Source organism: Paraburkholderia lacunae (assembly GCF_003353175.1).
In the GTDB taxonomy this organism is placed as follows: domain Bacteria; phylum Pseudomonadota; class Gammaproteobacteria; order Burkholderiales; family Burkholderiaceae; genus Paraburkholderia; species Paraburkholderia lacunae.
This window is the reverse complement of the sequence record NZ_QHKS01000021.1, coordinates 129,253-148,273: the sequence shown is the minus strand read 5'-3', so window position 1 is coordinate 148,273 and position 19,021 is coordinate 129,253. Positions and strand designations below refer to the sequence as shown.

The 19,021-nt window shown below is 63.7% G+C and carries 12 protein-coding genes and 3 pseudogenes; 8 read left to right on the top strand and 7 right to left on the bottom strand.

All coding sequences use genetic code 11. The features are described from left to right. Positions 1-292: 292 nt before the first annotated feature. Both DLM46_RS41160 and DLM46_RS27665 read right to left on the bottom strand, forming a co-directional pair. Positions 293-379 (bottom strand): annotated as a pseudogene (locus tag DLM46_RS41160) (SymE family type I addiction module toxin); the annotation flags it as partial. A gap of 46 nt (positions 380-425) precedes the next feature. Then, positions 426-1,619 carry an acyltransferase family protein gene (locus DLM46_RS27665; RefSeq protein WP_115105615.1) on the bottom strand — a complete coding sequence of 398 codons (1,194 nt, stop codon included), beginning with the start codon at positions 1,617-1,619 and terminating at the stop codon, positions 426-428. Between the two features lie 242 nt (positions 1,620-1,861). On the opposite strand from DLM46_RS27665, the gene DLM46_RS39635 reads away from it, so the two are divergent. Continuing rightward, positions 1,862-2,005: a hypothetical protein gene (locus DLM46_RS39635; RefSeq protein WP_165848068.1), complete on the top strand. Its 144-nt coding sequence runs from the start codon at positions 1,862-1,864 to the stop codon at positions 2,003-2,005. A gap of 391 nt (positions 2,006-2,396) precedes the next feature. Next, on the top strand, positions 2,397-3,302 hold the full coding sequence (gene galU, locus DLM46_RS27660) for a UTP--glucose-1-phosphate uridylyltransferase GalU (protein WP_115105614.1): 906 nt from the start codon (positions 2,397-2,399) through the stop codon (positions 3,300-3,302). 241 nt (positions 3,303-3,543) lie between these two features. Here the strand turns inward: galU and DLM46_RS27655 are convergent, their stop codons facing one another. The 3 genes and pseudogenes from DLM46_RS27655 to DLM46_RS41335 all read right to left on the bottom strand — a co-directional run. Beyond that, positions 3,544-5,715, bottom strand: a complete 2,172-nt coding sequence (locus DLM46_RS27655) for a malate synthase G (protein ID WP_115105627.1) — start codon at positions 5,713-5,715, stop codon at positions 3,544-3,546. 85 nt (positions 5,716-5,800) lie between these two features. Beyond that, positions 5,801-6,205, bottom strand: a complete 405-nt coding sequence (locus DLM46_RS27650) for a heme-binding protein (RefSeq protein ID WP_115105613.1) — start codon at positions 6,203-6,205, stop codon at positions 5,801-5,803. 25 nt (positions 6,206-6,230) lie between these two features. Next, positions 6,231-6,467, bottom strand: a pseudogene (locus tag DLM46_RS41335) (heterodisulfide reductase-related iron-sulfur binding cluster); the annotation flags it as partial. A 279-nt stretch (positions 6,468-6,746) separates the two neighbouring features. Here DLM46_RS41335 and DLM46_RS27640 point away from each other — a divergent pair. Then, on the top strand, positions 6,747-7,625 hold the full coding sequence (locus DLM46_RS27640; RefSeq protein WP_115105626.1) for an MOSC domain-containing protein: 879 nt from the start codon (positions 6,747-6,749) through the stop codon (positions 7,623-7,625). A gap of 2 nt (positions 7,626-7,627) precedes the next feature. Here DLM46_RS27640 and cobA read toward each other — a convergent pair whose 3' ends face one another. Beyond that, positions 7,628-8,434 carry a uroporphyrinogen-III C-methyltransferase gene (cobA, locus tag DLM46_RS27635; RefSeq protein ID WP_115105612.1) on the bottom strand — a complete coding sequence of 269 codons (807 nt, stop codon included), beginning with the start codon at positions 8,432-8,434 and terminating at the stop codon, positions 7,628-7,630. 712 nt (positions 8,435-9,146) lie between these two features. Between cobA and nirB the strand changes: the two genes are divergently transcribed. From nirB to DLM46_RS27610, 5 genes are all read left to right on the top strand, one after another. Continuing rightward, the gene (nirB, locus tag DLM46_RS27630; protein ID WP_115105611.1) at positions 9,147-11,687 is read left to right on the top strand and encodes a nitrite reductase large subunit NirB; all 2,541 of its coding nucleotides are present in this window, start codon (positions 9,147-9,149) and stop codon (positions 11,685-11,687) included. A 32-nt stretch (positions 11,688-11,719) separates the two neighbouring features. Then, a complete protein-coding gene (gene nirD, locus DLM46_RS27625; RefSeq protein ID WP_115105610.1) occupies positions 11,720-12,073 on the top strand; it encodes a nitrite reductase small subunit NirD in 354 nt (117 codons plus the stop codon). 41 nt (positions 12,074-12,114) lie between these two features. Continuing rightward, positions 12,115-16,296, top strand: a complete 4,182-nt coding sequence (locus tag DLM46_RS27620; RefSeq protein WP_115105609.1) for a bifunctional nitrate reductase/sulfite reductase flavoprotein subunit alpha — start codon at positions 12,115-12,117, stop codon at positions 16,294-16,296. A gap of 178 nt (positions 16,297-16,474) precedes the next feature. Then, positions 16,475-17,842: an MFS transporter gene (locus DLM46_RS27615; RefSeq protein ID WP_115105608.1), complete on the top strand. Its 1,368-nt coding sequence runs from the start codon at positions 16,475-16,477 to the stop codon at positions 17,840-17,842. Positions 17,843-17,928: 86 nt separating this feature from the next. Further along, positions 17,929-18,603, top strand: a complete 675-nt coding sequence (locus tag DLM46_RS27610; protein ID WP_115105607.1) for a type IV pili methyl-accepting chemotaxis transducer N-terminal domain-containing protein — start codon at positions 17,929-17,931, stop codon at positions 18,601-18,603. Between the two features lie 61 nt (positions 18,604-18,664). Here DLM46_RS27610 and DLM46_RS27605 read toward each other — a convergent pair. Then, positions 18,665-18,811: pseudogene (locus DLM46_RS27605) on the bottom strand (LysR family transcriptional regulator); the annotation flags it as partial. Positions 18,812-19,021: the final 210 nt, after the last annotated feature.

Here is a 19,021-nt window from a genome sequence, read left to right as displayed (position 1 = left end):
GTCGGTTTCTACAATGCCGTACGCCTGCATTCGACTTTGGGCTATCTGTCGCCCGCTGCCTACGAGGCGAAACCGACAGTGAAAGAACCTATCTCCCTGTCCGAAATAACTTGACCACTACAAAGTGATCAAATATCTGTTGTGGGCAGAGACAGAACAGATGGGATTGCAGGCAGGTGCTGAGCGAGCGCGAAGAGTGGCCGGAAGGCTGGTTCAACTCGTTTAATTGCGACGTACCGATGATCTAACGTCGTTACTTGAACGAAGGGCCGCGCGAGCGGCCCTTCTGCTTTTAAAGCGGTGTAGTGATGAGCCGCAGGTGCTCGATAGTTATACCCACGCGCTGTCCGGCCTCAAAACCGTCTGCCTCTATCCATCGCCCGGAGAGCTTCCTCCATAGAAAGAGGAACCGCGAGCCCCGCTCCTTATCGCGATTTAAAACTCGCCGACCACTTCATCGCCGGCAATTCGACCAGCCGGTAGAACACGTAAGCGACCGGCACGGCCACCAGCATGTAGCCGAACGACGGCCAGATCGACATTTGCAGCGACGAGCGGAACAGCAGCGACGACAGCAGCACGAAGATCGGCAGATGGATCAGATACAGCGAGAAGCTGAAATCGCCGAAACGCGACAGCAGGCGCAATCCGGCCGAGTCGGCCTTGCCGCCGGCGGGGCGTTCCAGCGCCTTGTACAGATAGAACGCGAAACCGAGCGCCCAGAGCTGGAACGCGCCGTATTGGCCATAACGGAACGCCGCGCAGCCGAGCGCGACGAACGCCGCGGCGAGCACGTAGAGCCAGGCGGACGAACGGGCATCCGGCGCGGTGCGGGCCTTCGCGTCGGCGATCCATGCGCCGAGCGTCCACGAAAACCAGTAGGACGGGAAGAACTGGATATCGTGGCGTTCGAGCACATAGGCGGACACCACGTTGATCACGGCGACGATCGCCAGCACGGAGGTCATGCCCAGCCGCCGGCGCAGCGCGAACAGCAGCGGATAGATCGCGTAGAACTGGACTTCGAGGGAGAGCGTCCACAGCGCGCCGTTCGATCCGTAGGTCTTGCCGGCCACGCCTTGCAGCGAAAACAGGTTGACGAGGAACGCATGCAGGCCGATCTCGCGGATCTTGTGATTGACCGGCGGCAGTTGCAGGCTCATCCAGTCGAGCGCGAAGGTCAGCAACAGCGCGGCGAGCAACACCGGGTAGATACGCGCGAAACGGCGCACCCAGAAATTGCCGGCGTCGAGTCGGTAATCGGGATTTTTTGCAATGCGCAGCGCGCCGCTGCGATGAATGCAGTAGCCGCTGATCACGAAGAAAATCGGCACGCCGGCGGAACCCCAGGCGATTGGGAATGTCAGGTACGCGGCGATCGCATTCAGATTCAGCGCGTGGCCGACGCTCTGATGGAAAGCCTGCATGCCGATCCATTCGACCTGGCGGCAGTGAAAATACGCGACCAGCAGCGCAGCAAAGCCCCGCATGGCGTCGATGACATGTTCCTTACCGGCGCTGTCCGCGCGCGCTTCGCTGCGGGCGCGCGGCGGCGCCGCGGGGCGCGGCGGGGAGAGGGGCAGGGATGAGCCGGCGGCATCCAGTGCAGAGTCGCTCATGCGCGGTCCTTAATCTGACGGAGGAAAAAGCTCATCCGCGGGCACGCCATGCGCGCCTGCGGTGCATGACATCGTAGTGCACCGCGGAGGCAAAAAAATCGCTAAAAAATTGTCTGGCGGCTCGAATTAAAGGGCGATTTTGTGACGAACTGTAATTACGCATAACCATATGCAACGACAAATTATTTGCCGATTTTGTTGTGATAATTTAACCCACGGATTCTCTGACCAGGGGTGAAGTCATGAACCTGCATTTACTCGCCGGCATTGCCGTGCTGCTGATCCTCGTTGCCGCCTCCGCGTACCGGGAGGCGCTACGCAACGAGCCTATCCGCCGTTTCCGCATCAACCCGGGCAAGCTGCCGCAACTCGAAGAAAACGAGTAAGCGGCTCGGCGTGCTCACGTCTGTTCGCGTCCGGCCTCTGGCCATCCCAATCGCCGACCGGCAAACCGGTGGCCGGCAATCCGGTGGCCGGCAATCCGGTGGCCGGCAATCCGGTGGCCACCGATTCGGGGCCGGATCGCTGGAGGCCAGATCGCCGGCCCAGAACACGTAAAATTTTCAGCATTCTCGCCATAATTCGATTTCGATACGTAATTGTTTCCTGATTTTTTGTCGCGATGCGGCATATCGAAAGCGAATTGATTTATTTATTCGAGTCGAGAAATTTTCACTCGTGAATTGGATTAATTTTTTTGTTAGCCTTTCTGGCGACATCGAGTGGCCACGAGGCCCGCGAACACACTAATTTCTAACCGATGTGGGAATGCCAACCATGCTGAAAGTCACCAAAGCCGTGTTTCCCGTAGCGGGCCTCGGGACACGATTCCTGCCGGCCACCAAGGCAAGCCCGAAGGAAATGTTGCCGATCGTCGACAAGCCGCTGATTCAATACGCGGTGGAAGAAGCGATTGCCGCCGGCATCACCGAGATGATCTTCGTGACGGGCCGCAGCAAGCGCGCCATCGAAGATCATTTCGACAAGTCCTATGAAATCGAAGCCGAACTCGAAGCGCGCAACAAGCAGAAGCTGCTCGATCTCGTGCGCAGCATCAAGCCGGCCAACGTGGACTGTTTCTATGTGCGCCAGGCCGAAGCGCTCGGCCTCGGCCATGCGGTGCTGTGCGCCGAAAAGCTGGTGGGCGACAGCCCGTTCGCCGTGATTCTCGCTGACGACTTGCTGCACAGCTCGAAGCCTGTGATGAGCCAGCTCGTCGACACCTTCAATCACTATCACAGCTCGGTGATCGGCGTCGAAACCATCGCGCGCGAGGACAGCCGGTCGTACGGCGTCGTGGATGGCAAGGAGTGGGAAGACAACGTGATCAAGCTGTCGGGCATCGTCGAGAAGCCGGCGCCGGACGCGGCGCCGTCGAACCTCGGCGTGGTGGGCCGCTATGTGCTGATGCCGACCATCTTCAAGCATATCCGCGCGCTGAAGCCGGGTGCGGGCGGCGAGCTGCAATTGACCGATGCGGTGCAATCGCTGCTGACGGAAGAGCAGGTGCTCGCGTACCGCTACTTCGGCACGCGCTTCGATTGCGGCAGCAAGCTCGGCTATCTGAAGGCGACGGTGGAATTCGCGCTGCGACATCCGGAAGTGAAGGCGGAGTTCGAAGCGTATCTGCAAAGCTATCTGCAAGCCAATCTGCCGGATCACTTCGCGACTGAAGCGGCCTAACCAGCTTGATCAGCTTAACCAGCATTCCCCGCTCTACCGGCGCAGTCGGCACCGGGAGTGCGGCCTGAGCGGTTCAGGCGCTCAGGCCGTCAACGCATCCACGTAGCAGCGAGCGCGCGGCAGCAACGCGCACATTAAAAACGGGCGCCGCTAACCACGCGGCGCCCGTCTTTCTCCTCAGCCTGACTCGAGCCGGGATCAACCCAGACTCAAACAGTGCTCGAGTTGCGGCTCAAGAACTTCAACCCTTCTTCACTTCCAGCCGGAACTTGTGCAGCAACGGCTCCGTGTAGCCGCTCGGCTGCGCGCGGCCCTCGAACACCAGCGTTTGCGCGGCCTTGAACGCCAGCGTATCGAAGCCCGGCGCCATCGGCTTGTAGTGCGGATCGCCCGCGTTCTGCTCGTCGACCACCTTCGCCATCCGCTTGAAGGTTTCTTCAACCAGTTCGCGCGTCACCACACCATGATGCAGCCAGTTGGCGATGTGCTGGCTGGAAATGCGCAGCGTCGCGCGGTCTTCCATCAGACCGATGTTGTGAATGTCCGGCACCTTCGAGCAGCCCACGCCCTGATCGACCCAGCGCACCACGTAGCCGAGAATGCCTTGCACGTTGTTCTCGATTTCGCTGCGGATTTCGTCCGCGCTCCACTGGGCCGTTTCGACGACCGGAATCGTCAGCAAGCCGTCGAGCAGTTCGTCGCGCACCTTGGCGTAGTCCGTGCGTTCGAGTTCCTGTTGAACCGCTTGCACGTCGACCTGGTGATAATGCAGCGCGTGCAGGGTGGCGGCGGTGGGCGAGGGCACCCAGGCGGTATTCGCGCCTGACTTCGGATGCCCGATCTTCTGTTCGAGCATCGCGTGCATCAGGTCGGGCATCGCCCACATGCCCTTGCCGATCTGAGCGCGGCCGCGCAGGCCCGCGCTCAGACCGACCAGCACGTTGCTGCGCTCGTAGGCGGTGATCCACGCGCTCGACTTCATGTCGCCCTTGCGCATCATGGGGCCGGCTTCCATCGCCGTGTGCATTTCGTCGCCGGTGCGGTCGAGGAAACCGGTGTTGATGAACGCCACACGGTCCTGCGCTTCGGCGATACAGGCAAGCAGGTTGACGCTGGTGCGGCGCTCCTCGTCCATGATGCCCATCTTGATCGTGTTGCGCGGCAGCTTCAGCAGGTCTTCGACGCGCGCGAACAGCTCGCTCGCGAACGCGACTTCAGCCGGGCCGTGCATTTTCGGCTTCACGATATAGATCGAGCCGGTGCGCGAGTTCAGCTTGTGCTGACGGTCGTGCAGCGAGCACAGGGTGGTGATCACCGCATCGAGAATGCCTTCCGGAATCTCTTTGCCGTCTTTCGTGAGCACGGCCGGATTCGTCATCAAATGACCGACGTTGCGGATGAACAGCAGCGAGCGGCCATGCAGCACGACCTGCGACTTGCCGTCCGCGCCCGTGTATTCGCGATCCGCATTGAGACGGCGCGTGAAGGTCTTGCCGTTCTTCGTGACCTCGTCGGTGAGATCGCCGTTCATCAGGCCGAGCCAGTTGCGGTAGAGCTGGACCTTATCGTCCGCATCCACGGCCGCCACCGAGTCTTCGCAATCGATGATCGTGCTCACCGCCGCTTCGATCACCACGTCCTTCACATGCGCCGCATCCGTTTTGCCGGTCGGATCGTTCGCGTCGATCTGGATGTCGAGGTGCAGGCCGTTGTGCTTGAGCAGCACCGCCGACGGCGCGCTCGCTTCGCCCTGATAGCCGATGAACTGCGCGGGTGTTTGCAGCGCGCTCGTGCCGCTCTTCAGCGCGACGACCAGCTTGCCGCCTTCGACGCGATAGCCGGTTGCATCGGCATGCGAACCGTTGGCGAGCGGAGCGGCCTGATCGAGAAATTGGCGTGCATAGGCGATCACCGCGGCGCCGCGCACCGGATTGAAGGCCTTCTGCTTTTCGGCGCCATGGGTGTCGGGGATCGCATCGGTGCCGTACAGCGCGTCGTACAGGCTGCCCCAACGCGCGTTCGCGGCGTTCAGCGCATAGCGCTGGTTGGACAGCGGCACGACGAGTTGCGGGCCGGCCTGTTCGGCGATTTCGGTGTCGACGTGGTCGGTCGTGGCTTTGACGCTGGCGGGCGACGGCACGATATAGCCGATGCCTTCGAGAAAAGCGCGGAACGCGCGCCGATCGCGCACCGGACCCGGATTGGCGCGATGCCAGTTGTCGAGTTCGGTTTGCAGACGGTCGCGCTCGGCGAGCAGCGCACGGTTTTTGGGCGCCAGCTCGTGCACGAGGGCGTCGAAACCTGACCAGAATGCGGCGCTGTCGAGTCCGGTGCCGGGCAGGGCTTCCGTTTCGACGAACTGGTCGAGGTTGGCGGCGACTTGCAGTCCACCGCGCGGGTTCATCTGAGTCATCGACTGCTCCATCTGAATGGGGCCGATGTGGGGAGCACCGGCCCGTAGGTAGTGTTGCGTTTTTTATGAACCGCCGTGAGAAACCTTAAACAGCGACTGCCTGAATACCCGCACGGGCGATCTGCGCGTCCTGATCCGACTTGACTCCCGACACGCCCACCGCGCCGACCACCTGGCCGTCGACGATCACCGGCACGCCGCCTTCCAGCGTGCCTTGCAGCGGCGCGCTCAGGAATGCCGTGCGGCCGTTGTTGATCATGTCTTCATATACCTTGGTTTCGCGGCGGCCGAGCGCCGAAGTGCGGGCTTTTTCCGTCGCGATGTAGGCGCTGGCCGGCGCGCCGCCGTCCAGACGCAGCAGGCCGAGCGGATGACCACCGTCGTCGACCACCGCGATGGCGACGGCCCACTGGTTCTTCTCGGCCTCCGCGCGGGCGGCTTCGAGGATTCGGGTGGTTTCGGCAACGGTCAACACGGGTTTGCTCAGCATAATGAATTTCCTGTTTCGTTGATGGTAGGGATGCTTCTACAAGTTCTATCCAGTGGCGCACCGCGGTGCGCCAGGCGCCATCCGGATGCGTCCGGCGACCGAGGTTGGCCGTGACGAGCAGGTCCGGCTTGCCGCTTTCCAGCGCGTCGAGCTTGCGGTTGCGTCACTGCTCCGCAAGCTCGGGCTGGGTGATCGAAGGCGTACCCGCCGATCCGCAGCACAGATGGGCAGCGGGCCCGGCGCTCAGATCGAAGCCGCGCCGTCGCGGGCCGCGTGGGTGTTCGGCGACAGCGCGGGTTGCACGCAGCCTGCCCGCATCGGCATTTTGCGCGGATGCCGCGGCGCCGGCCTTGCCTTTGCCCGAGCGCTACGCTTGGGAATTTTACGTCCAAGCGCGGCTGGAAGAAACGGCGCAGCGTCCGGCCGGTTTCGAGCAGCGCGCCGAATACCGCAGGATACGGGGGCAAGCGCCGCGAAGAACGCGGACCGCAGGCGCTTTACAATCGACTCCTACGACAAAAACATCGCGAGCCCCCAAGCCATGCCTACCATCAGCGAACTCTACGTCTATCCGATCAAATCGTGCGCCGGCATTGCGCTGAACGAAGCGCGCCTGCTCGCCACGGGCTTCGAATACGATCGAAGCTGGATGGTCGCCGACCCGGGCGGCGCGATGCTCACGCAGCGCGTCTATCCGCGCATGGCGTTGATCAAGGTCGCGCTTGCCGAGCATGAACTGGTGATCAGCGCGCCTGGCATGCGCGAACTGCGCACGCCGCTCGATGCGGCCGAACTCGCCGCGCCGCAGCCGGTGCAAACCACTGTATGGGGCGACCCGGTCCACGGGCTCGACACCGGCGAAGCAAGCGCCGCATGGTTTTCAACGTTTCTCGGCGTGCCGGCGCGCTTGTTGCGCTTCGATCCGCGGCGCGAGCGGATCGTCGATCCGGAATATACCGGCGAGGTTGGCGCAACCACGCATTTCGCCGACGGTTTTCCGTTGCTCGTGATCGGCCAGGCGTCGCTCGACGATCTGAACCTGCGTCTGAACCGCAAGGGCGCGCCGTCGATTCCGATCGACCGGTTCCGGCCCAACGTCGTGGTGACCGGGCTCGATCCGTATGAAGAGGATTATGTGGAGAGCTTGAGCGTCGGCAGTGCGGGCAGCGAAGCGCAGGCCGTGCAATTACAGCTGGTCAAACTGTGCTCGCGCTGCCCGATGCCGACCATCGATCAGGCCAAAGGCGCGCCCGACCCGGACTGGCCGAACGAACCGACCGACACGATGAGCGCCTACCGCGCGAATGCGCAGCGCGGCGGGGCGCTGACCTTCGGCAACAACGCGATCGTTTCGCGTGGCGCGGGGGCATGGCTGCGCGTCGGGCAAGACGTCGAAGCTGAACTGGGGTTCGGCGACTGAGCTTACGCGGCTTGCGCAGTGGCTTCCGCCGCTGTCAGCCGGCCGTCGGTCAACAGAGCCGCCGCTTCGTCTTTCCACTCAACCCCGCGCTCGACGCTCTCGCCGACCGCGCTCCCCACCAGAATCACCGCCGGACTGCCGAACCCCGCGCTGGCGGCATCGGCGGCGAGCCGGTCGAGTCGGGTCAGCAAGCGCCGCTCGCCGGGTCCGCCCGCCCATTGGACGACGGCCGCGGGCGTATCGGCAGGCAGACTCGCCAGCAACGCGGTGGCGAGACTCTCGATGCGCCGCATCCCCATATAGATCGCCAGCGTCGTGCGGGTCGCGGCCAACGCGGCCCAGTCCGGCTCGCCGTGATCTTCGGTATGCGCGGTGACGAAGGTGACGCCATGGCAATGGCGGCGATGCGTCAACGAAATGCCGAGACTCGCCGCCGCCGCGAAACCTGATGAAATCCCGTTGACGATCTCCACCGGAATCCGCGCGCCGCGCAGTGCCGCGAGTTCTTCCCCGGCCCGGCCGAACAACAGCGCCTCGCCGCCCTTGACGCGCACCACATGCAAACCCTTGAGCGCATAGCGCTGCATCAGGCGTTCGATGAACGCTTGCGGCGTCGAACGGCAGCCGCCGCGCTTGCCGACGCGAATCACCCGCGCTTGCGGCGCCAGCGACGCGATCTCGGGATTGGCGAGGTCGTCTAGCAGCACGACGTCGGCGGCGGCGAGTGCCTTGACGGCTTTGAGCGTGAGCAGGTCGAGCTCGCCCGGGCCGGCACTCAATAGTGTGACCTTGCCAGTGGTGGTGTTCATCGCGATGTCCTTGGCTTGTTTTGTGTGTTGAATGGCTCGCTGCCGTCGCGGTGGGGCGCAACGGCAGCGCCAAAAAAAAATGGCGTCCGCTCGTGGTGCTCACGAGGGGACGCCGTTGTCCGGATGCTGCTGACTATGTTTAAGAGAAGCGTTTAAGAGGAACGTTCAAGCAGAGCGAAGCACTACGCTGTGCGTCGCCCGGATTTCATGCGCTCGCGGCTGCATTGCCCGCAAGGCTCAGCACCCACTCATGCAAATACCACGCCATCGCGCGGCAACCTGCGCCCAACCCTTGCCACGCTTCGTCGGCAGGCTGGGAAATGCACCTGAAACGTACCGCTCGTGTGCCGGCCGCTCGCACGCGCACAGTGCTGCGTCGCACCAGCCATGTGCCTGGCTGCATCAAAACGCATCGCGTGCCACGTTCGCCGCACGCGCGTGCCATTCGCCACAAACCGCCGCGCTACGGCCCTGTGGCGGTCATTTCGCACAGTTGGCACGGCCTTTGCATTAAGCCTCGCCATCGGATCAACGTGGATCCGGCGCGAGTGCAACAACAAGGCGCTCGCTGCATCACAGGTTCGGACAACGGCGTCCCCCGAATTCAGTCATCGACTGGGTTCGCGGGACGCCGTTTTTATTTCCGGAATCGCTCTCGCTCACCAGTCGGCCGGCAGCGATTCAAGCCCAGCACAGCGAGGACAGCGCGTTCATGAAAATCATCGTTATCGGTCACGGGATGGTCGGCCACAAACTGGTCGAGTGCCTCACGCAGGACGCGGCACATGGTCTCGACATCACGGTGCTGTGCGAAGAGTCGCGGCCCGCGTACGACCGCGTGCATCTGTCCGAATTTTTTGCCGGCAAGTCGGCGGACGATCTCTCGCTGGTCGAACCGGGTTTCTTCGAACGCCAGAACGTGTTGCTCAAACTGAGCGCCAAGGCCGTCGCGATCGATCGCGATGCACGCACCGTGACGGTGTCGACCGGCGAAACCTTGCCGTACGACAAACTGGTGTTCGCCACCGGTTCGTATCCGTTCGTGCCGCCGGTGCCGGGCCGCGAGCGCACCGACTGCTTCGTCTACCGCACCATCGACGACCTCGAAGCGATGCAGGAATGCGGCGCGCGCTCGAAGACGGGCACGGTGGTCGGCGGCGGTCTGCTCGGGCTCGAATGCGCGAAGGCGCTGCGCGACATGGGCCTGCAAACCCACGTGGTCGAATTCGCGCCGCGCCTGATGGCGGTGCAGGTCGACGACGGCGGCGGCCGCGTGCTGCGCAGCAAGATCGAAGAACTTGGCGTGACCGTGCACACGCAGAAGAACACCACGGCGATCGTCGACGGCGAGAACGGCGCGCACCGCATGCAGTTCGCCGACGGCAGCCATCTCGACACCGACATGATCGTGTTCTCCGCGGGCATCCGTCCGCGCGACGACCTCGCGCGGGAAAGCGGCCTGACGCTCGGCGCGCGTGGCGGCATCGTGATCGACAACGCGTGCCGCACCAGCGATCCGCACATCTACGCGGTCGGCGAGTGCGCGCTGTGGAACGGCCAGCTGTTCGGCCTCGTCGCGCCCGGCTATGACATGGCGCGCACAGTGGCGAAGCAACTGCTCGGCGAGTCGGCGGAATTCGGCGGCGCCGATATGAGCACCAAGCTCAAGCTGATGGGTGTGGATGTCGCGAGCATCGGCGACGCGCATGGCAACACGCCGGGCAGCCGCGCATATCAGTTCAGCGACGAACGCAAGCAGGTCTACAAGAAGCTGGTGGTGTCCGAGTGCGGCAAGTATCTGCTCGGCGGTGTGATGGTCGGCGACGCGGGCGAATACGGCAGCCTGCTGCAGATGATGCTGAACCGCATCGAATTGCCGGAAGCACCGGAATTCCTGATCCTGCCGCAGTCCGATGGTCAGGCGAAACCGGCGCTCGGCGTCGAGGCCTTGCCCGCCGGCGCGCAGATCTGCTCGTGCAACAACGTCTCGAAGGGCGACCTGTGCGCCGCCGTGTGCGCCGGCGCGACCGACATCGGCGCGCTCAAATGCGCGACCCAGGCCGGCACCTCGTGCGGCGGCTGCGTGCCGCTCGTCACCCAGGTGATGAAGGCGGAGATGAAGAAGCAGGGGCTCGCGGTCAACAACCACGTGTGCGAGCACTTCCCGTATTCGCGCCAGGAGCTGTATCACATCGTGCGTGTCGAGGGCGTGCGCAGCTTCGGCGCATTGCTCGCGAAGCATGGCCGCGGGCTCGGCTGCGATATCTGCAAGCCGGCGGTGGCGAGCATCCTCGCGTCGTGCTGGAACGAATTCGTGCTGAAGAAAGAGCACGCGTCGCTGCAGGACACCAACGATTACTACCTCGCCAACATCCAGCGCGACGGCACGTATTCGGTCGTGCCGCGCATGCCGGGCGGCGAGGTGACGCCCGATGGGCTGATCGCGGTCGGCCAGGTCGCGAAGAAATACGGTCTCTACACGAAGATCACCGGCGGTCAGCGAGTCGATATGTTCGGCGCGCGCGTCGAGCAACTGCCGTTGATCTGGGAAGAACTGATCGCCGCCGGTTTCGAATCGGGCCATGCGTACGGCAAATCGCTGCGCACCGTGAAGTCGTGTGTCGGCTCGACGTGGTGCCGCTACGGCGTCGGCGATTCGGTGGGCCTCGCGGTCGAGATCGAGAACCGCTACAAGGGCCTGCGTACGCCGCACAAGATCAAGTTCGGCGTGTCGGGCTGCACCCGCGAATGCGCGGAAGCGCAGGGCAAGGACGTCGGCATTATCGCCACCGAGAAGGGCTGGAATCTCTACGTGTGCGGCAACGGCGGCATGAAACCGCGCCACGCCGAACTGCTCGCGTCGGACCTCGATCACGACACGCTGGTGCGCTACATCGACCGCTTCCTGATGTTCTACGTGCGCACCGCCGATAGGCTGCAACGCACCAGCGTGTGGCGCGACAACCTCGAAGGCGGGCTCGCGTATCTGATCGACGTGGTGGTCAACGATCGTCTTGGGGTTGCGTCGGAGCTCGAGGCGGAGATGCAGCACGTGGTCGACAGCTACGAAGACGAGTGGAAAAAGGCCGTCACCGATCCCGAAACACGCAAGCGCTTCCGTCATTTCGTCAACAGCGAGCAGGCCGACAGTAACGTCACATTCGTCGAGGAGCGCGGCCAGATCCGGCCTGCGACGCCCGCCGAGCGGCAAGCGAAGCTGGCCGCGATTCCTGTCGTGGTCGAGACCGTTTGATTTTTTTGCGCCATTCACCGAGGACTTCCGCCATGAACAACGACCGCCTGCCGCCCGCCTGGACGCCGATTTGCCCGCTCGACGACATCGTTCCCAACACGGGCGTCTGCGCGCTCGTCAACGGCGAACAGGTGGCGGTATTTCACGTGAGCGAAGGCGGCGCGAACAACAGCGTGTTCGCGATCGACAACTTCGATCCGGGCTCGCAGGCGGCGGTGCTCTCTCGCGGGCTGATCGGCAGTCTTGGCGAGCGCCTCGTGGTCGCCTCGCCGATCTACAAGCATCACTTCGACCTGCGCACCGGCGAGTGCCTTGAAACACCGGCGTATTCAGTCAGCGCGTTCGCCGCGCGGGTTGAAAACGGCCAGGTGTGGGTCGCGGTCTGAGCCGCTGATTTTTCCATCTTCTTCGAACGGCATCACGCGACATGGCGAGCAATAGCGTAAAAACCGTGTGTCCTTACTGCGGCGTTGGCTGCGGTATGGTGCTGCACGTCGAGGACGGCCAGGTCGTCAAGATTTCCGGCGACAAGGAGCATCCGGCCAACCTCGGACGGCTGTGCACGAAGGGCCAGTCGGCGCACGTCGCGTTGCGCAAGTCGGGACGGCTGGAAGGTGCGTTCGTGCGCCACGCACGCGATCAGGACCCGGCGCCGCTGCCGATGGCGCAGGCGATCAGCACCACGGCGGCGCGCTTGCGCGGCCTGCTCGACGAACACGGGCCTGACGCGTTGTCGTTCTACGTCTCGGGGCAAATGTCGATCGAGGCGCAGTACCTCGTCAACAAGCTCGCGAAGGGTTTTGTCGGCACCAGCAACATCGAATCGAATTCGCGGCTGTGCATGGCGAGCGCGGGCAGCGGCTACAAGCTCTCGCTCGGCGCGGATGGCCCGCCCGGATCGTACGAAGATATCGACCACGCCGATCTGTTCTTCGTGATCGGCGCGAATATGGCTGACTGTCACCCGATTCTGTTTCTGCGGATGATGGATCGCGTGAAGGCGGGCGCGAAACTGATCGTCGTCGATCCGCGCCGCAACACCACCGCCGAGAAGGCCGATCTGTTCATGCAGATCAAACCGGGCACCGACCTCGCGTTGCTCAACGGCCTGCTGCATCTGCTGCATCGGAACGGTCATACGGATGCGGCGTTTATCGCCGAAGCCACCGAAGGCTGGGACGGGATGCCCGCGTTCCTTGCCGACTACACGCCGGCCAAAGTCGCGCAGATCACGGGTCTGGCCGAAGCGGACATCCTTCAGGCGGCGGCCATGATCGGTGCAGCGCCCGAGTGGATGAGCTGCTGGACCATGGGCCTCAATCAGAGCACGCACGGCACGTGGCACACGAACGCGATCTGCAATCTGCATCTGGCCACGGGCAAGATCTGCCGCCGCGGCAGCGGACCGTTCTCGCTGACGGGGCAGCCGAATGCGATGGGCGGCCGCGAAATGGGCTACATGGGGCCGGGTTTGCCGGGCCAGCGTTCGGTGCTGGTGGAAGAAGACCGCGCGTTTGTCGAAGACCTGTGGGGTATTCCGAAAGGCACGCTGAAGCCCAAGGCCGGCAACGGCACGATCGACATGTTCGCGCGCATGGCCGCGGGCGAGATCAAGGCGTGCTGGATTATCTGCACCAATCCGGTGGCGAGCGTCGCCAATCGCCGCAACGCGATCGCCGGATTGCAGGCGGCGGAACTGGTGATCGCCCAGGACGCATTCCTCGACACCGAGACCAACCGTTACGCCGACGTGCTGTTGCCCGGCGCGCTGTGGGCCGAAGCCGAAGGCGTGATGATCAACTCCGAGCGCAACCTGACGCTGATGCAAAAGGGCATCGAACCGCCGGGCGCCGCGTTGCCGGACTGGCAGATCATCGCGCGCATCGCTTGCGAAATGGGCTTCGCCGATGCATTCAGCTACACGAGCGCCGAAGAGGTGTTTGCGGAAATCACCCGTGCGTCGAATCCGAAAACCGGCTACGACTTGCGCGGCGCGAGCCACCGCCGTCTGAAGGAAACGCCGCTGCAATGGCCGCTCGCATCTGAGGATTGCGCCGAGCGCAATCCGGTTCGCTATCTCAACGACGGCGTTAGCCAAACGCTGAAGGCGTTGCCCGACGGCAACCGTCCGCGGCTCGTGTTTCCGACCGCCAGCGGCAAGGCTGTGTTTTTCGCGCGCGCTTACGCGGCGCCGGCCGAATTGCCCGATGGGGAATTTCCGATCGTGTTGAACACCGGCCGCATGCAGCATCAATGGCACACGATGACCAAGACCGGCAAGGTCGCGATGCTCAACAAGCTGAACCCGGGACCGTTCGTCGAGATTCATCCCGAAGACGCCACCGCGCTCGGCATCAAGCCCAAAGACCCCGTCGAGATTCGCTCGCGACGCGGCCGTGCGGTGTTGCCGGCGGTCGTCACCGATCGGGTGAGCGCAGGCAGCTGCTTCGCGCCGATGCACTGGAACGACGTATTCGGCGACGACCTGTGCATCAACGACGTGACGAGCGATGCCGTCGATCCGGTCTCGCAGCAGCCCGAACTCAAGTTCTGCGCGGTCGCGCTGAGCCCGCTCGCGCTCGACACCATCGCGTCGCCCCCATTCGACACCCATGACGAAACGCTCGCCGATGCTGCCGTCGCATCGGCCAACGCAGCGCCGGTGAGCGCCGAGGAACTGGACATGCCCCGAATCGATGCACTCAGCAGTCTGTTGCAGCTTCCGCAGACACCACCCCCTTCGTTCAACGAGACCGAGCGTGCTTATCTGGCTGGGTTTGTCAGCGGCCTGCGCTCGGCTGAAGCACGGGGCATCGACAGCGTGCCGGTCCTGCCGCCTGGCGCGCCGTTCGATGCGGCGACGCGCCTCTACCTGGACGGTTTGTTCGGCGGCCTCTATAGCCGCAGCGCCGCGGCGCTTCTTGCGCCGGCGCTGCAGCCGCAGCCCGACTCGGCGCCATCGTCCGGCGTGCGCATCGTGCGTGCGCGGCCCAAGGTGACCTTGCTGTGGGCCTCGCAAACCGGCAATACCGAATCGCTCACCGAGCGCTACGCCACGCGTCTGATGGAGTCGGGCTTCGAGATCCGCACGTCGTGCATGGTCGACTATCCGGCCTCGGCGCTCGCCAAAGCGCAATACGTGCTGCTGATGACGAGCACTTTCGGCGATGGCGATCCGCCGGATAACGCGCAAAGCTTCTGGACCCAGCTGGCGAGCGAAGCCGCGCCTCGCGTCGACGGCGTGCGCTACGCCGTACTCGCGCTCGGCGACCGCAACTACGACCAGTTCTGCGGCCACGGCCGCCGCCTGGATGAACGCCTCACGGCCCAGGGCGCGCTGCGTCTGCTCGATCGCACCGACTGCGATAGTGAGTATCAGGAGATCGCCGACGCGTGGCTCGAACGGATCATCGTGCGCATCAAGGAAGAAGATGCCGCGCTGCATGCGGTGCCACGCGACGGCATGGTCAACGCTGTGGTGCCGGGCCTCGTGCCGACCAAAACGCGTCCGGCCGCCTCGCGGCTGGTGAAGAACCTGCAACTGAACAAGCAGGGCACCGCCAAGGACACGCGCTACTTCTCGCTGAGCACCGGCGACTCGGGCCTCGAATACGAAGCCGGCGATGCGTTGGGCGTATGGCCGAGCAATTGCCCCGAACTGGTGGATGAATTGATCGGCCTGAGCGGCCTGAGCGCCGACGCCGCCGTGAACGTGTCCGGCGCGGGCGAAATGCGCCTCGCCGACGCGCTCGGCAAGCACTACGAAATCGCCCGTCCGAACCCGGACGCGCTGGCGTTCATCGCATCGCGCAGCCGCAACGGCGCGTTGCGCGATCTGCTGACGCCCGAGCGCAAAGCCGACCTCAAGCAATGGCTATGGGGACAGCAGCTCGCCGACGTGCTGCATGAGTTTCCGGTAGACCTGACGGCCGCCGAATTGACGGGCATGCTCAAGCGTTTGCAGCCGCGTCTCTATTCGATCGCATCGAGCCCGAAGGCGCATCCGGGCGAAGTCCATCTGACCGTTTCCGCGGTGCGCTATAGCAATGGCCGGCGCAATCGCAAGGGCGTCTCGTCGACGTTTCTCGCCGACCGCGCCGGCGATGTGAGCGTACCGGTGTTCGTGCAGAAGTCCGCACACTTTCGTCCTCCTCACGTTTCCGACACGCCGATGATCATGGTCGGTCCCGGCACCGGCGTTGCCCCGTTTCGCAGCTTTCTGCACGAGCGGCGTGCGCGCGGCGACAAGGGGCGCAACTGGCTGTTCTTCGGCGAGCAACATGCGGCCACCGATTTCTACTATCGCGACGAACTCGAAGCGCTGCGCGACAGCGGTGTGCTGACCCGGCTCGATGTCGCGTTCTCGCGCGATCAGGCGGACAAGATCTACGTGCAGGACCGCATGCGCGAGCAGGGTGCGCAACTGTGGGCATGGCTCGAAGATGGTGCGCACTTCTACGTATGCGGCGACGCCAACCGGATGGCCAAGGATGTCGACGCGGCGCTCAAGGAGGTGGTCGCCCGGCACGGCGGCATGAGCGATGACAAGGCGCTCGAGTACGTGAGCCGCCTCGCGCAGGAAAAGCGCTACGCACGCGACGTTTATTGATTATTCAACGCGCCGAACAAGGCGCGGTTCCGGGTTTCGACAGAGTAAGCAGGAAAGTTTCAAAAGGCGGTTCCGGATGGCATGGACGTTGCATGACCACACCGGATTTCAACATCGTGACCATTCCGGTGCGAAGTGTGCCCGGTAAGCGAACAATCAGTACATTTGAGGATGTCTAATGAAAAACTTGATGAGCTCCCTTAAAAGCGGGGACTGGCGCGCGCTAGTGGCGTGTTTCCTCTATTTCGACACCGGCTTCACCGTCTGGGTGCTGTACGGGCCGCTCGCGCCGTTCATCAGCAAGAGCATTACGATGACGCCGGCACAGCAAGGTTTGCTGGTCGCGGTGCCGGTGCTGTCGGCGGCGATTCTGCGCGTGACGCTCGGCAATCTGTATCAATCGGCGCATGGCAAGCGCATCGCGCTGATGGGCGTGTTGTTGTCCGCCGTGCCGACGATCGTGCTGCCGCTGCTGCCGTTCGCGCCGTCCTACACGTTGCTGCTGGTGCTCGGCGTGTTTCTCGGCGTGGGTGGTGCGAGCTTCTCCGTCGCGCTGCCGATGGCGGGCAGCAACTATCCGCCGAAAGTGCAAGGGCTGGTGCTGGGTCTGGCCGCGGCCGGCAACATCGGCGCGGTGCTGGACGGCTTCCTGTTCCCGCAGCTGGCCACCCATTTCGGCTGGCAGGTGGCGACCGGCGGCGCACTGCCGTTGCTCGCGATCGCGGCTATCACGCTGTACTTCTGGGCCAACGATTCCGGTTTGAAATCGGGCAGCGTGCTGCGCGCATTCGGCAGTTTCGCGGTGACGCTCGTCGGCCTGATCGTGCTCGTGCTGCTGGTCGAAGCAGGCATGTTCGGCTCCGGCAAGACCGGCGTACTGCTGTTGCCGGTGATCGGCGCGCTGCTGGCGATCGCGGTGCTGCCGCAGCGTTATCGCGCGGTGCTGGCCGAGCGCGACACGTGGGTCATCATGCTGGTGTACAGCATTACGTTTGGCGGCTTTGTCGGCATGTCGTCGTACGTGGCGCTGCTGCTGACCAACCTGTATCAGCTGTCGAAGATCGATGCGGGTCTGTTCATGGCGCTGCTTGCAGCGACCGGCGCGATCGTGCGTCCGCTCGGCGGGCTGATCGCCGACAAGGTGTCCGGCGTGCGCGCGCTGACGTTCCTGCTCGCCGTCATTTCCCTGGCCGACTTCGTGTTTGCCGCCGCCATGCCGTCGCTCGCCGGCGGGATCGCGTTGCTGCTGTTGCTGTACGTGGCATTCGGTCTGGGCAATGGCGCGACGTTCCAACTGGTGCCGCATCGCTGGGCGGGGCGCACCGGGCTGATGTCGGGCATCGTGGGCGCGGCAGGCGGCATCGGCGGGTTCTATCTGCCGGTCGTGATGGGCATCGCGAAGGAAAGCACGGGCAGCTATCAGATGGGCTTTGCGACCTTCGGCGCGCTGGCCGCTTGTGCATTCCTTGCGATCGTCGCGTTGCGCCGTCCGTGGATGGCGTGGTCGATGCAGACCAGCGTAATTCACGCGCACGCAACTGAGTAAGGCAAGGCTGGATATCCGCACCGTGCGACCGCTTTCACAGGTCGCACGGTGCGCGACAGTGAGCTAATCGAATCATAAGAACAAACATGAGCATCACGAGAGAACGGGTTCAAATGCGGCCGTCCGAAGCGGACGTCTCCAGCGAGGTACTGAGCTCGTTGATCAACCTGGCCGGGCGTCAACGGATGCTCTCCCAGCGGATTGTGTTGAAGGCGATGCAGGCGTTCCAGCAGTTCGACGGCGCGCTCGCAGTGGCGCGCGATACGCTGCGCACGTTCGCGGACAGCCACGCGACGCTCGTGCAAGGCCGCGATGGTTTGCCCGGACTTTTTTCGCCGGCGCTCCACGACGCTTTTCACGGCAGAGACAATGTCGCGCAGAAGATCGCGGACTTTATCGCGCTGGCGTCAATGGCGCTCGAGGCAATCGAGCGCTCGTCACCGCGCGCGGATGATGCGTTGACGGCGTTAATCGAAACGGTCGATCCGTTGCTGACGCATCTGCATGGCGTGACTGCCGTGTATGAACAGGAAAGCCGGCGGATTGCGCGGGCGCAGAAAAAAGGCCAGCAGGAGCTGATCGACCGGATCAAGGCGATTGCGAAGGAGGCGCATATCGTGTCGTTCAACGGTCAGATCGTGGCGAGCCGCGCGAATGTGACCGGCCGCGAGTTCGCGGTGGTGGCCGGTGTGATGACCTCCATCACGCGTGAACTGGAAGCCGTGGTGGGTGCGTTCGTCGCGAAGACTTCGGCGGGGTGAGACCGCGCTGCACATTGAAAGTCGAATCGCGATCTCGCGGCAGTTCGACGACGAGCGCCGGCAACAGCGTCTCGCCGAGTTGCGCCTCCAGTTGCCGGACCTGGCGGCTAACGGCGCTTTGCGTCACGTTGAGCAACTCGGCGGCGCGCGTGAAGCTGCCGGTGCGGCCGGCGACTTCGAAGGCTTTGAGCGCGTTCAGCGCAGGCATTTTTCGTTTCAAGACTGTCTCGACTCGGTTGCGCGATGGCGGGAAGAGCGCCGGCTATTTTACGTGCTGGCCGCGCCGGCGCCGCGTCGGCGCCGGGCAATATCGCGCATTTTCGTTGTGGCATCGCACAAGTCGCGCACCGCCGCCGCGCGCCGTTTGTACGATGTCGCACAGTATTAAACAGGGGCAACAACTAGCCTCCGGTATTAG